Genomic DNA, 13,671 nt, shown 5'->3' with positions numbered 1-13,671 from the left:
TTTGTATTTCACAACTCATTTATTCTTAGAGTTTCTTCGTTCGACACCGTCAGAGACCAGTATGGAACAGCTTAAAAAAGACATCTCACTCATTTCCGGCATCGCTCAACTTTCCACAACGTTAATGGGAACTGGCTTATTTATGATCCCAGCAATTGCTGCGGGTATCGCAGGTCATTTTTCATTATGGGCATGGATTTTATTGTTTATTGCAATATGCCCTATTGCTTTGACTTTCTCTCAACTTGGAAAGCGCTACCCCAACGCTGGTGGCACTGCTTTCTTTGTTCGTAAAGCATTTAATAGCAAACTAGAAAGTAGTGTCGCTTGGCTATTCGTCAGTATCATCCCCGTGGGTATTCCACCAGCGATTGCCCTGGCAGCCGGATTTTTGCAACAGCTTCTCCCATCATCACTAAACAGCAACCTATTTGCCCAGATCATGACCATTTTACTTCTTATTTTCGTCAATTTATTGGGAACAAAATCATCGGGCCGTTTACAAACTGTCATTGCGTTAAGTGTTTTTGCTTTAGTCGGCTCATTTTTATGGAAAGGGGAAATTACCAGTGCAGATCTGGTTATGCCAGAGATCACGTCAGACTCCATATGGTCAATCACCGCAGCTCTGGGTGTGATGTTTTGGTGTTTTGTTGGTATCGAGGCGTTCGCTCATATGGGAGAAGAGTTTAAAAACCCACAGCGTGATTTCCCTATTGCGATTGTTTTTGGCTGCCTCGTAGCAGGACTCACGTATTGGGCCTGTTCGGTAGTAATATTAAAGTTTGGCGCCTACGGTAGTCCACAGTTTGATAACGCATCTATCCCGTGGTTAAGTGAGCATCTACTGGGTGAACACGCCAAGTGGCTCATCAGTGTGATTGGCTTTTCAGCGTGCTTTGCCAGCATCAACCTTTACACTCAAAGCTTGGCGAGAATGGTTTGGGCTCAGGCTCGCGAACACCGTTCAGACAGCAAACTAGCCAAAATATCCCGTCGAGGAGTTCCCTCTTCTGCCACGCTAGTGGTTGGCGGCATTTTGTTGATCTCCTGTGTCGTGGGTACCCTTTCAGGTCTCGACCTGGAGTTTTTCCTAAAGCTCGCCAATAGTATTTTTGTCTTAGTTTACCTGCTAGCAATGTTGGCAGCATTTAAGTTGCTTAAAGGGGTCGGGAAAGTATTAGCAGGTATTTCTCTGCTACTCTGCACCGGCGTGTTTATCTGCCTAGGTTGGTCTATGTTCTACGCACTCTCCATTTTCGCGTTGCTGTCCCTTCCTTGGAAACGCCTGAATCGCAAACATGAATCTAAGGTTCTAGAATAAATCCGAGAGTCGTTTTATAAGCGAGTCTATTTCCAATAATGCAGTGTTTCCATAGCCAAGCACTGCCCCATTCCAATCTCGATTTATGTATTCAGGGTGCTCATAGTAGCTCAGTGGACGCAGTACAATACCTTCATTTGCAGCGCGTTGCGCCCATGTATGCTCATCAATTCCGTTGCGCCATTTCAGAGTGATGTGCAACCCTGCAGCCTGACTAATCACGCTGACTTTGTCTCCAAAGCATTCATTAATTGAAAGGCACATTTGTTCATGCTTTGCTTTGTAAATACGGCGCATTTTCCGGATATGACGTAACAGACTCCCTTCAACAATAAAGTCCGCCATTGCCTCTTGCACGTGACTAGGCGAATCACCACTTAGAGCATCTTTAATCATTAAACATGTCTCAACCAGTGAATCAGGCACGACAAGATAGCCCATCCTCAAACCGTTAAACATCACTTTACTGAACGAACCGATATAGATAACGCGCTCTCCACGTCCTAATTGTGCTGCTAACCCTTGTAGACTGGTATAGGGGCGGTGAGCGAATTGAAATTCACTGTCATAATCATCTTCTAAAATCCAAGCAGAATTCTGTACCGCCCAATCGATTATTTTTCCCCTTTGCTCAGTATCTAAAGTGGTGCCCATTGGATACTGATTACTCGGAGTAATGTATAGCGCATCAGCATCTGAGTTTGTTACGGATTCCACGTCAAACCCAAGTTTTTCTTTTACAAACAAAGGAGCAAACTGATACTGCATGAACTGGATTAACTTACGCATCTGGGCGTAACCAGGTTGCTCCATTAATATTTTGTCACCGCGTTTCAATGTTGCCATTGTTGCAATGCTTAAAGCCTGCTGAGCGCCTGAGGTAATGATGACTCTACTCGGTGAGCAGTGAACGGAGCGGCTAGAGGCTAAATAATCAGAAAGAGAACACCGAAGCGCCCAGCTTCCTTGAATGTCTTGATTACCAAGCAAAGAGGTTCGCGTTAAGTGGCGGTTAAGATACTTTTGCCACTGAACACTAGGAAAGAGCGCTAGATCAGGGACACCCGGTGCAAATGCCGCGTTAACGTCAAGCACCTTTTGGTTAACAGTATGCACTTCCGTTGGTTCAATGCTAGGTAAATATTGCTCAGGTAACTCCACTGCAACATAAAAGCCAGAGCCTTTCCGGCTGTTTAAGTAGCCCTCTGCCACTAGCTGCTCATACGCAAAAATAACCGTATTTCTACTCAAATTTAGTTCTTGGGCTAACTTACGCGTCGAGGGCAACTTGCCATTCTTTGCCCAAAACCCTTTAACGATCTTATCTCTAATCGAAAGAAATACCGACTGCTGAAGCGTCTCCGCCTCAGTATTTAACTGCAAATCCCCAACATCAATCAACGACAAACCGGATCCATCCATTATTTAAAACTGGCCCTCCTTAAGCTACCAGTTAAACAGTACATTGCAACAAGGCACGCGAAATAAACATTTCGATTTTTACGATTAGCTGAGGAGAGCATTCATGTTGTTAAGTACAAAAAGAACAGAGATTAAGAAAGGAGCCCATAAAGCGGTCACTGAAATTGAAAAGTTGCATGAAATCATAGACGAAAGCTTGGTTGCTCATATTGCCATTACCAATGAATCTGGACCTGTGGTGATTCCCATGCTGGCATGGCGTGTAGATGATTGTGTTTACATCCATGGCGCGAACAACAGCCGTTTGCTACGCACACTCAAACAAGGACAGCAAACCTGTCTTACTTTCACTTTGTTTGATGGATGGGTTCTGGCTCGCTCCGCCTTTCATCATAGCGCTCACTATCGCAGCGCTGTTGTGTTTGGACAATTTGAAGTCGTACCTGACAACAAAGAGAAAGATCGCTTACTCAATCACTTTATCGAGCAAATAGCACCCGGAAGAACGGAGCAGATAAGACTAAGCAACGAAAAAGAACTGAACGCGACGTTGCTCTTAAAAATCCCCCTTAAAGAAGCATCGGTAAAAATCAGTAACTTTGGTGTAAACGATGACGCTGAAGACCTGGATATTCCGGTGTGGGCTGGTGTATTACCATACCGAACTATCGTTGGTCCACTCGAAGCGACTGATGGATTGTATGAAGGATTCGTTGAGCCTGATTACAGCAGTGCTTATCCGAGTCGCTGGCATGAAACCAAAGCGCCAGACTAAGTACGGAAGTGACGTTCAGTTACTGCACGCTAACCGCTAGTCTTGCTGGCGGTTCTGCTTCCAATTGTATCCAACCTCTTCATTTTCCCGTATAACATGAATAAACCACAAACGGTGTTCAACATGGTTTGAATAAAACGGGAAGGTCTCCATGTCAGACAAGGAAAAAGGGTTACCTACACATCGCATTTCTAGGTTCGGTAAATTTGCCTCTCTTGCCACGCGAGTGGCTGGCAATGTGCTCGCTGAAGGAACCAAACAACTGGCTAAAGGCAACAAGCCCAAAGCAAAAGATCTTCTTCTTACACCGTCAAACATCACTAGACTGACCGAGCAACTTGCTCACCTACGTGGTGCGGCAATGAAACTCGGTCAAATGTTATCGATGGATGCTGGTGACATTCTAGAGCCAGAGTTAGCGGAGATCCTTTCGAGACTTCGCTCCGACGCAGACCCTATGCCAGCAAAGCAATTAAACGCCGTGATGGAAAATGCGCTTGGAGAGCACTGGAAACACGCTTTTTTAGCCTTTAATTTCAAACCCATGGCGAGTGCCTCTATCGGACAAGTGCATCAAGCTTATAGTGATGCCGGAGATAAACTGGCCGTCAAAGTTCAGTACCCCGGAATCCGTAAAAGCATCAACAGTGATGTCAACAACGTTGGCACATTACTTAAAGTCGTTGGTCTGATCCCCGAATCCGTAGACTATAAAGGACTATTGGAAGAAGCCAAAAAGCAACTTCATGACGAGGCCGATTATCGGCGCGAAGCCCAATTCGTCAAGCACTATTACGATGCTTTAAAAACCGATCCTCACTTTGTTGTACCTAAAATCCACCACGAAAGTTCTTCGTCATCCGTCTTAGCGATGGACTTTATCGAAGGCCGTCCTATCGACACGCTTGATAATCACGACCAATACACTCGAGACATGGTAATGCATCATTTGCTTGACCTTATGTTTCGAGAGTTGTTTGAGTTTAGAATGGTTCAGACCGATCCCAACTTCGCCAACTATTTGTACAATGAAGAGACTCGACAAATTGGTCTGTTAGACTTCGGGGCTACTCGTGAATACAGCCAACGATTTAGTTCTGGGTATCGTCAAGCATTTCGCTCAGTGGTGAACCATGACGAACACAGCCTCAATCACGCATTGGAACAAATTGGCTTCTTTGCACAAGCGATTCAACCTGAACAGCGAAAAGCGGTATTGGATCTGGTCAAAATGGCCTGTGAACCTATGCTCATCGATGATGACTATGACTTCAAAGCCAGTGGACTTTCGAAGCGACTACGCCAAGCGGGCACCATTCTTAGCATGGAACAAAACTATTGGCACACTCCCCCAGCGGATGCCATTTTCTTACACCGAAAAATCGCCGGGATGTACTTACTTGCAGCTAGGCTCGGCGCAAAAGTAAACATCCGTCAATTAGTTCTTCCTTATCTTAATATCGAATAGACTATTGTTTTTCTGCTACTTTCGAGTACTTTGAATAACAACCATCCCGAACATCGACGACTTCGGGGTATCAGAGCTTGTTAAGCATGAGTGGTTGGACTTCTTATCGCATTTATAACTCGGCAAAATGCCGATACCCAAACACTTTTAAAAAAGCTTGGGTATTCACATTAACTAACTACTGGGGAACTCGGTGAGTAAGTTTCAAGATATCTCCTCACTAATACAACACATTGGTCAAGCCGACGAGGCGGAGCAATCCTCCGAGCTCAATGAAGCGATAGAAGCCGGTCTGGAACCGGGTTCCGTCGCTTTAGTTCTGGAAGCCTTTCCAATTGAGGACCGTGTTCGACTATGGCGAGCCCTGCCGCTAGAACGCCATATCGATGTACTAACCGAAATGCGTGCAGATGTTCGCTTTTCTATCATCAATGCATTATCGGAAATCGAACTTAAGCTTACCCTTGCAAAGCTAGATAACCTTTCTCTGATCGAGTGGGCTGACTCTCTGCCTGAGACGATCATTAACGAAGCATTAGCTCTGATCGAAAAAGACGAGCTCGAACTCTACGATCAAGCCCAAGAATACGAAGATGAAGAGCTCGGCCACTGGGCTGAACGAAAGATTATCACGTTGCCTTTTAATATTACTGTTGCAACAGCAAAGCAGTTGATAGAACGTTACAGCTACGATACACCTCAACAAGTGTATCTCATCAACCGGAATAAGCAGTTTCGTGGTGTGGTGAACTACTACGAAATTTTGCGTAGTGATACTGAAGTCCGCTTGAAAACCCTTGCGTTGGACACCGTGACAGTTCTAGACAGCAAAATGTCGTTATCGGAAGCAGTCGAAGCAATGGAGCACAGTGCTCTTTCTGCCTTGCCTGTGACGGATTCAGACCAGACATTGATTGGTGAAGTAGACTGGCAATTTGCCTTAAGTACCCAACGAGAAATCTACGAATCGAGACTCATGGCTGGTACGGGTATGGACGAAGGTGATGACTTGTTTGCACCCGTTCTAAAAAGCTCTCAAAAACGTGGGGTATGGTTAGGGATCAATCTGCTCACTGCGATTTTAGCCTCCGTCACTATTGGCCTGTTTGAAGATGTGATCGCCCAAGTTGTCGCGCTCGCGGTGTTAATGCCAATCGTTGCTTCTATGGGGGGAATAGCAGGTAGCCAAACGTTGACTCTAATGATCCGTTCAATGGCACTGAATCAAATTACACCGGGTAACCGATTTAAGCTGTTAAAGAATGAGCTCGGCATTGGCTCTCTCAACGGACTCGCTTGGGCTATCATTATCGGTGGGTTAGCTGGACTTTGGTTTCAATCCGCAATACTGGGAGGCACGATCGCTTTAGCTATTGTCGTCAATATCATCACTGCGGCGTTGTTCGGCGTCCTCATTCCAATCATTTTGGATAAACTAAAGTTAGATCCTGCGCTCGCAGGATCGGTAATTTTGACAACCGTAACAGACGTCGTAGGCTTTTTTGCCTTCTTAGGCACCGCCAGCTTAGTCATGCTTTAGTTTAGCCATGTTGTAGATTGATAATGCTTTAATTAATTAACAAGAAAATCTACTAATACGAGATCATGTCTTCGTGTTGTTTATTAATCAATCATTAGCATAATAAAGAGTAATTGCATATCGCATTTGCAAATTGCAAAAAACAATGAGATTTATGAAAGAATATCCCTTTATTGGCTTGCTTTTTAGCAAATCTCAAGTTGGCACACTTAGTGCATTATATACATTGACCCTTCTTAAGCCGAGGGTCACCTAGCCAACTGACGTTGTTAGTGAACTCTATTTTGTTCACAAATATATAAGCCAATCGCACTAATTGCGATTGGCTATTTTTTTATCAGTATCTAGAGCAATAAAGCGTTATTCTATGTGTCTATACGCAAATAAACCTGAAAATGGTTGCTTCAATTGCTCAAAAAGGTCACATGATAAATGTCACAAAGCCAAGCCCTGATTAAAGTACTTAAACGCCAACTAAAACTCTCTGGCATCCACTATGCCGATGTTGCAAAACACCTTGAACTCAGCGAAGGAAGCGTAAAACGTCTTCTGGCAGAAGGGCACCAAATCAGTCTCGAGCGCTTGGAGCGTATCTGCCAATTGATCGGAATAGACATGACGGCGCTGTTTATGATCGCAGTTTCGCAAGATAAGCGCTTAGACTCGCTCACTTTAGAACAAGAGAAACAACTCGTCGAAGACAAAGCATTATTACTGGTCGCAATTTGTGTTGTGAATGGGTATCAGTTCAATCAAATCATTGAGCAATATACATTCAGCACTCCGGAGCTAATACAAAAACTGGCTCAGTTAGACCGACTCAACATTATTGAGCTACTACCCGGCAATAAAATCCGTTTAAAAATATCACCTAATTTTCAATGGCAAGTAGGTGGTCCTATCCAGCTTTTTTTCCAGCGCCAGGTTCAGGAAGCATTTTTCAATAGTTATTTCTCTTCTGAAGGAGAAAAACTATCGATGGCCACGGGGCTAATGAGCACCCAAACCAACAAAAAACTGCAGCGCAAATTGCAAAAGGTGATCGAAGAATTTTATCAAGCTTGTGACAACGACAATGAGTTGGATATGACAGAAAAACACGGTACTTCTTTAGTTATCGCCATGCGCCAATGGACATTTCCACTGTTTAAACCATGGGAGCGAACACCAGACATAAAGTAATAATATTGATAACCCAACAAGCCAAAGCCATATGATAAGTCACCATTAGTTACTTATATTGTAACTTCCAACGTGCAACTGGATTATCATCTCACAACACATAAAGTGCTCACATCGAAATAACTTTGTTCTGATGGAGCTAACATGTTTTTTTCAAAACGCTTTTTCCCATTTTTTCTCACCCAGTGTTTCGGGGCACTCAATGATAACGTCTACAAAAACATTCTATTGTTAATGGTGACGTACGGTTTTATGGATGCATCACCTTTATCAACGAATCTTTTCGTTAACCTTGCCGCGGGCTTATTTATCCTCCCTTTCTTTTTGTTCTCGGCTCACGCAGGCGCAATCGCAGACAACATGGACAAAGCCAAGCTCATTCGTCGTTTAAAACTTTCCGAGCTTATAATCATGACCTTTGCCGCCATCGCTATCATGACCCAAAGTGCCATTCTCATGTTGATCCTGCTCTTTTTGACTGGCACACAGTCCGCTTACTTTGGGCCAGTCAAGTACGCGTTGCTTCCCCAGGCTTTAAAAGCAAATGAGTTAATGAAAGGCAACGCTTGGGTCGAAATGGGGACTTTTCTTTCTATCCTGATTGGCACGTTAACGGCGGGACTGCTGTTAACCCAACCCAACGGACCTTCCATCGCTTCATGTTTAGTCGTACTTCTCTCTATCATGGGATTTCTAAGTAGCGTCAATATTCCTCCGTTACCGAGCCAAGCGAAAAAACAAGTCACATTTTCTGCGATATTGGGGATCAAAAAGACGTTAAATATCGCTCAGAAGCAACGCGGTGTTTGGATGTCTATTCTTGCTATCAGTTGGTTTTGGTTTATGGGGGCAACCTACCTAACACAGTTCCCAATCTTCGCTCGAGTGCATTTAAATGCCGACAGCAGCGTTGTATCTTTGTTACTCGCACTGTTTTCTATTGGCATAGCAACGGGGTCATGGCTATGTGAGAAACTCTCTTTCAATCATGTCGAGCTTGGTATTCTGCCTTTTGGCATCCTTGGTTTAACCTTGTTTGGTATGGATTTAATGTGGGCAATACCTCACCATGTTCCCTTATCGAGTCAGTACTATGACGTACACCGCTTTATCGCGGATCCTCAACACTTGCGAGTTATGTTTGACCTCTTCTTCGTTGGGGTCAGTGGTGGCGTGTTTATCGTACCACTGTATGCGTTCATTCAATCTCGCTCAAACGCAGAAGAATGTGCTCAAGCGATTGCTGCTAACAACATTATGAACGCTTTGTTTATGGTTGCCTCTGCTTTAATCTCAATATTTGTACTGAGCGTATTGGGTTTATCCATTGTTGAGCTTTTTAGCCTGATGGCATTGGGTAATTTTTTGGTTGCCATTTATGTTTATCACCAAGTGCCCGAATTTACACAACGATTTGTCAGTTATTTACTCAGTCACTTCATGTACCGCGTGACAGTGAAAGGTAGGCAGTTCATTCCAGACAGAGGCGCTGCTCTGATTGTCGCTAATCACGTGAGCTACGTGGATGCGCTTATTTTAATGGGAGCTTCAACTCGCCCTGTCCGTTTTGTTATGGATAAATCAATCAGCGAACTACCGCTTTTGAAACACGTTTTCCGCCACGCAGGTGTCATTCCAATTTGTTCTCCACGTCGATGTGCACCAACATACAAGAACGCCTTTTTACAGATAGAACAAGCCCTAAGCAACGGTGAAATTGTTTGTATTTTTCCTGAAGGTCGTTTGACATCAGATGGCGAAATGGGTGAATTTCGACCTGGCGTAGAAAAAATCCTACAGCGCACGCCTGTTCCAGTGATTCCAATCGCTTTAAAAGGTCTATGGGGGTCCTTTTTTAGCCACAAAAACGGCCATGCACTGACTCGTTTGCCAACTCGATTTTGGTCAAAAATTGAGGTGAACATTGGTCAACGACAGAGCTCTGCATCCTTAGATCGCCATACTCTTCAACAAAAAGTGCAAGATTTGTTAATCACTTGCAAGTAGTCATATTCGATTTAGAGTAAGATACCTAAGGCACTTTGACTGTAATTTTTCTTAAGTCATGTGTCTTAATATGTTGCCGGAGATTACATGAAAATAATCATTCTACATGGCCTATACATGCATGGACTGGTCATGCAACCGCTGAGTAAAAAATTACGTAAGTTAGGCTACGACACCCAAGTTATAAGTTACAACACCGTTTCAATCAATGAAGAAACGCTTTTCGAAACCATTGACCGTGCACTGAATCCACTGACCGGTAACGTATTGGTAGGGCATAGCTTAGGCGGGTTGATGATTAAGCGCTACCTTGCTTCGAGGAAACCGGCCACGAGTTTGATTTCACATGTTGTCGCCATCGGCTCTCCCCTTAAAGGCGCATCCATCGTCACTCGAATCAAAGACCTTGGTTTAGGAGCAATCTTGGGTAATTCGCCACGTCATGGGCTGAATAAACACGAGGACAGATGGGATTTTCCGCAGAAACTCGGCAGTATCGCGGGCACGTTGCCGATTGGTGCTCGCCCGTTACTTATCCGTGACGACAATATTATGTCCGATGGTACCGTCACAGTGGAAGAAACCCGCTTAGACGGTATGCAAGATCATATCGAGGCGAAGCAAACACACACGAGTCTACTCTACAACACCTTTGTACCAGCGCAGATAGACCACTTCATCCGCACTGACTTTTTTCGTCGATAGCTTTTGCGATAGTTTGCTAGGGTCTGTTGACGTTTCGCGGTTAAATTTTGTTCGGATGGGGACGCCTAGTCAAAAGCATTTTAGACAAGGCAAGTTGATTGAAACCTAGTTATTCTAAGTAAATGAAACTTAACGCCGTATAAAATGCTTTTAGTGGGGGCGCCTAGCTCGAACCCGAAGGGCAGCGTTTGTTGAGCTTTTCTACTGCGTCATCGGCTTCTCGTGTAGACTAGCTACACCACAAAGCCTCTTCCTTGTATAAAACCTCAACAATTCGCTGCAAAAATCATCTCGAAACATCAACAGACCCTAGTGCTCGTCGTTAAATCTTTTGGTACTAATTTTTGTGTTGTAGCTACAACTTTTTATAGCAACAACACAATTTTTTATCGAATTATTCAACCTAGTGAAAAAACTGTTGTAAGATGCCCTCGTCAGCCATCTGCGTTAATAAGATCTGACATCACAATTAATTGTTCTCAGGGCGGGGCGAAATTCCCCACCGGCGGTATACTCTTTTGAGTGAGCCCGCGAGCGCTCGATTCGTCGAGGTCAGCAGATCTGGTGAGATGCCAGAGCCGACGGTTATAGTCCGGATGAAAGAGAATAAGAATGCACCAGCAATCCCACTCCACGTAGAGAAAAGCTAACGTGGTTAGGGAAATGCTGTGGTGTTTCTTTTTGATCGCATTATGTACATGAGCTCTACTCGTATGTAGGTCGTGATCTCTCATACCGCCCTGATTCTGGTCATTTTTAGGAGTTAACCATGAATCAGTCATCTCTACTTGCCGAATTTGGCAACCCAGTTACCCGTGTTGAAAACGCACTTACTGCCCTTCAAGAAGGTCGCGGCGTCATTCTCCTTGATGATGAAGATCGCGAAAATGAAGGCGACATCATCTATTCCGTTGAACACTTAACCAACGAACAAATGGCTTTAATGATCCGCGAATGCAGCGGTATCGTTTGTCTGTGTCTGACCGACATCCAAGCAGATAAACTGGATCTTCCTCCAATGGTAGTGGACAACAACAGTGCGAATCAAACCGCGTTTACGGTTTCTATCGAAGCGAAAGTGGGTGTCACGACTGGGGTATCCGCAGCCGATCGCGTAACAACCATCAAAACGGCAGCCAACCCAGAGGCAAGACCAGAAGACCTAGCTCGGCCAGGACACGTATTCCCGCTACGCGCACGTCCAGGAGGTGTGATGACTCGTCGAGGCCATACAGAAGGGACGGTTGATTTAATGCAAATGGCGGGGCTTCAGCCAGCTGGCGTATTATGTGAAATTACGAACCCCGATGGCACCATGGCGAAAACCCCAGAGCTCGTTGCCTTTGGGCGCCTGCATAACATGCCGGTTTTAACCATTGAAGATATGGTGACGTACCGTCTAGCGTTTGATTCGAAGCTGGCCTAAAGCGCCCCTAATGCTTCTCTGAGCCGCACCCTTGTGCGGCTTTTTGTATTGTCCATCCACTCAAACTCAATCGAGCCAGACTTAAATAATATCAATACGATAGACCGTATATACCTGTAAGACATAAAACTCAAGATTAAAACGCCTTTGATCGCGAACCATTCTTAGAGCTAATAATTCCCACTTATTCACCTACCGTAACGCTGATAAAACTTGAAATCAGTATGAAAGCTGAGTAATAGTTAGAGCAGTTTTTGCGCTAACCAAGGGAATAACCAATGCTTAAAAAAAGATTTTTCAAAACCAAAGATGAAGTCGAAGTCACCTTTGAACTCGATAAACAGCAGTGGAAATCAGTCAAAATTGCTGGCGATTTTAATGACTGGCAACCTGAACCGATGAAACTGGTCAAGACTAGCGGTCAATTTAAGTTCAAAACACGCTTACCGAAGGAACAAAACATTCAGTTTCGTTACTTACTTGATGAATCAGACTGGGAAAATGATCCACAAGCAGATGCCTACGTACCAAACGGACTCGGTAGCGATAACAGCGTCGTTTGCACATCACAGCAAACCGCGTAATATCAGTAAAATAGAATCAGCACTATAGGCGCACTTGTGCGCCTTTTTTGTTTTCTGATAACGAGAAAGAGAAGGATCAAGATGAAAATAGGCATCATTGGATTGGGAGATATCGCCCAAAAAGCGTATCTTCCGATCATTACTCAGTTCGCCAACGTTGAGCTAGTACTGTGCACAAGGAATGCAGAAACGTTAGCCTTATTAGCGAGCCAATACCGCATCACAGAAACCTGTCAGAATTATCAACAACTAACCAGCTTTGGTGTTGATGCCGTCATGATTCACGCAGCAACAGATATCCACGTCCAAATCTCTGAATACTTTTTAAAACAAGGCATTCCGACTTTTGTTGATAAACCGCTCGCGGACAACGCAGCAGACGTCGAAAGACTCTATGAAACGGCCGCACAAGCAGTTCAACCACTTTACGTAGGATTCAATCGTCGACACATTCCCCTATACAATCAACACATGGGCAACGTGCAAAGTGGTGATATCTCAGCACTCAAATCGCTTCGTTGGGAAAAACATCGGTATAACCAACCTGGTGATGTTCGTACATTTATTTTTGATGATTTCATTCATCCATTAGACAGTGTCAACGTAGGAGCAAAAACCGAGCCCAAAGACGTGTACATCACCCATCAGTATGATGAAAAGCAATTGGCACGCCTAGATGTGCAGTGGCAACACGGTGACACGTTGCTTCACGCTTCGATGAATCGTCAGTTTGGCATTACTTCTGAACGCGTTCAGGCTTGTTTTTCAAACAAGGCGCTCGAGTTTGATTCTTTTGTCGAAGGTAAATTGTGGCAAGGTAACCAAGAACAGAAACTCAGCTTAAAAGATTGGACCCCGATGCTAACAAGCAAAGGCTTCCACACAATGCTGTTAGATTGGTTTAAGGTCATTGAAAGTGGAAAAATGGCCAGCAATGTCATTGAGCGCAATATCGCGACTCACCAACTTGCAGAAGCCATTTGCAACAAAATTGAGCGTGATTTATGAGGCCACTTTCGCGATGCTTCGTAAACCCAAGCCGCTTTGATTACTGTTGAGGATTACTGTTGAGTCTTCTATATTTTCTCACCGTGGCTTTACTCAACATTATTCATACTCTGTTAAGATTTATGTGACATACTTAACCTAACAATATGAAATGATTAAAATCGATTAGCGTCGCTTAACCTGGATAACAACATAGTTTAGTCGATATAGCATAGCTTAGTTGGTATAGC

The 13,671-nt window shown here is 44.2% G+C and carries 11 protein-coding genes and 1 riboswitch; of the genes, 10 read left to right on the top strand and 1 reads right to left on the bottom strand.

Features of this window, described 5'->3' with window-relative positions:
• Nucleotides 1-61 precede the first annotated feature (61 nt).
• Entirely contained in the window at nucleotides 62-1,324 is a 1,263-nt protein-coding gene (gene yjeH, locus ONE56_RS14945; protein ID WP_423840946.1) for an L-methionine/branched-chain amino acid transporter, read from the top strand.
• Here yjeH and ONE56_RS14940 read toward each other — a convergent pair.
• On the bottom strand, nucleotides 1,316-2,746 hold the full coding sequence (locus ONE56_RS14940) for a PLP-dependent aminotransferase family protein (RefSeq protein WP_423840945.1): 1,431 nt from the start codon (nucleotides 2,744-2,746) through the stop codon (nucleotides 1,316-1,318). The two genes, yjeH and ONE56_RS14940, sit on opposite strands and share 9 nt — an antisense overlap.
• Before the next feature lie 103 nt (nucleotides 2,747-2,849).
• Here ONE56_RS14940 and ONE56_RS14935 point away from each other — a divergent pair, with 103 nt between their 5' ends.
• From ONE56_RS14935 to ONE56_RS14895, 9 genes are all read left to right on the top strand, one after another.
• The gene (locus tag ONE56_RS14935; RefSeq protein ID WP_331438617.1) at nucleotides 2,850-3,521 is read left to right on the top strand and encodes a pyridoxamine 5'-phosphate oxidase family protein; all 672 of its coding nucleotides are present in this window, start codon (nucleotides 2,850-2,852) and stop codon (nucleotides 3,519-3,521) included.
• 151 nt (nucleotides 3,522-3,672) lie between these two features.
• Nucleotides 3,673-4,989 carry an ABC1 kinase family protein gene (locus ONE56_RS14930; protein ID WP_423840944.1) on the top strand — a complete coding sequence of 439 codons (1,317 nt, stop codon included), beginning with the start codon at nucleotides 3,673-3,675 and terminating at the stop codon, nucleotides 4,987-4,989.
• Between the two features lie 193 nt (nucleotides 4,990-5,182).
• Nucleotides 5,183-6,529: a magnesium transporter gene (locus ONE56_RS14925; RefSeq protein WP_331438619.1), complete on the top strand. Its 1,347-nt coding sequence runs from the start codon at nucleotides 5,183-5,185 to the stop codon at nucleotides 6,527-6,529.
• A gap of 432 nt (nucleotides 6,530-6,961) precedes the next feature.
• On the top strand, nucleotides 6,962-7,711 hold the full coding sequence (locus tag ONE56_RS14920) for a helix-turn-helix domain-containing protein (RefSeq protein ID WP_041155920.1): 750 nt from the start codon (nucleotides 6,962-6,964) through the stop codon (nucleotides 7,709-7,711).
• A gap of 144 nt (nucleotides 7,712-7,855) precedes the next feature.
• Nucleotides 7,856-9,718 carry an MFS transporter gene (locus tag ONE56_RS14915; RefSeq protein ID WP_423840943.1) on the top strand — a complete coding sequence of 621 codons (1,863 nt, stop codon included), beginning with the start codon at nucleotides 7,856-7,858 and terminating at the stop codon, nucleotides 9,716-9,718.
• 87 nt (nucleotides 9,719-9,805) lie between these two features.
• Nucleotides 9,806-10,423 (top strand): cob(I)alamin adenolsyltransferase/cobinamide ATP-dependent adenolsyltransferase, encoded by a 618-nt coding sequence (locus tag ONE56_RS14910; protein WP_041155918.1) that lies wholly within the window; start codon nucleotides 9,806-9,808, stop codon nucleotides 10,421-10,423.
• Nucleotides 10,424-10,894: 471 nt separating this feature from the next.
• Nucleotides 10,895-11,035: riboswitch (FMN riboswitch) on the top strand.
• A 157-nt stretch (nucleotides 11,036-11,192) separates the two neighbouring features.
• Nucleotides 11,193-11,849: a 3,4-dihydroxy-2-butanone-4-phosphate synthase gene (ribB, locus tag ONE56_RS14905; RefSeq protein WP_041155916.1), complete on the top strand. Its 657-nt coding sequence runs from the start codon at nucleotides 11,193-11,195 to the stop codon at nucleotides 11,847-11,849.
• A 278-nt stretch (nucleotides 11,850-12,127) separates the two neighbouring features.
• The gene (locus ONE56_RS14900) at nucleotides 12,128-12,433 is read left to right on the top strand and encodes an isoamylase early set domain-containing protein (protein WP_041155915.1); all 306 of its coding nucleotides are present in this window, start codon (nucleotides 12,128-12,130) and stop codon (nucleotides 12,431-12,433) included.
• An 81-nt stretch (nucleotides 12,434-12,514) separates the two neighbouring features.
• Nucleotides 12,515-13,441: a Gfo/Idh/MocA family protein gene (locus tag ONE56_RS14895; protein WP_423840942.1), complete on the top strand. Its 927-nt coding sequence runs from the start codon at nucleotides 12,515-12,517 to the stop codon at nucleotides 13,439-13,441.
• The last annotated feature ends 230 nt before the right edge of the window (nucleotides 13,442-13,671 follow it).

It is taken from the genome of Vibrio mytili (genome assembly GCF_049563345.1).
Taxonomy (GTDB): domain Bacteria; phylum Pseudomonadota; class Gammaproteobacteria; order Enterobacterales; family Vibrionaceae; genus Vibrio; species Vibrio mytili.
This window is presented reverse-complemented; position numbering and strand designations above follow the sequence as displayed.

Coding starts and splice junctions, on each gene's coding strand:
- yjeH (WP_423840946.1), top strand. CDS start 62: ATGGAACAGCTTAAAAAAGACATCTCACTCATTTCCGGCATCGCTCAA.
- ONE56_RS14940 (WP_423840945.1), bottom strand. CDS start 2,746: ATGGATGGATCCGGTTTGTCGTTGATTGATGTTGGGGATTTGCAGTTA.
- ONE56_RS14935 (WP_331438617.1), top strand. CDS start 2,850: ATGTTGTTAAGTACAAAAAGAACAGAGATTAAGAAAGGAGCCCATAAA.
- ONE56_RS14930 (WP_423840944.1), top strand. CDS start 3,673: ATGTCAGACAAGGAAAAAGGGTTACCTACACATCGCATTTCTAGGTTC.
- ONE56_RS14920 (WP_041155920.1), top strand. CDS start 6,962: ATGTCACAAAGCCAAGCCCTGATTAAAGTACTTAAACGCCAACTAAAA.
- ONE56_RS14915 (WP_423840943.1), top strand. CDS start 7,856: ATGTTTTTTTCAAAACGCTTTTTCCCATTTTTTCTCACCCAGTGTTTC.
- ONE56_RS14910 (WP_041155918.1), top strand. CDS start 9,806: ATGAAAATAATCATTCTACATGGCCTATACATGCATGGACTGGTCATG.
- ribB (WP_041155916.1), top strand. CDS start 11,193: ATGAATCAGTCATCTCTACTTGCCGAATTTGGCAACCCAGTTACCCGT.
- ONE56_RS14900 (WP_041155915.1), top strand. CDS start 12,128: ATGCTTAAAAAAAGATTTTTCAAAACCAAAGATGAAGTCGAAGTCACC.
- ONE56_RS14895 (WP_423840942.1), top strand. CDS start 12,515: ATGAAAATAGGCATCATTGGATTGGGAGATATCGCCCAAAAAGCGTAT.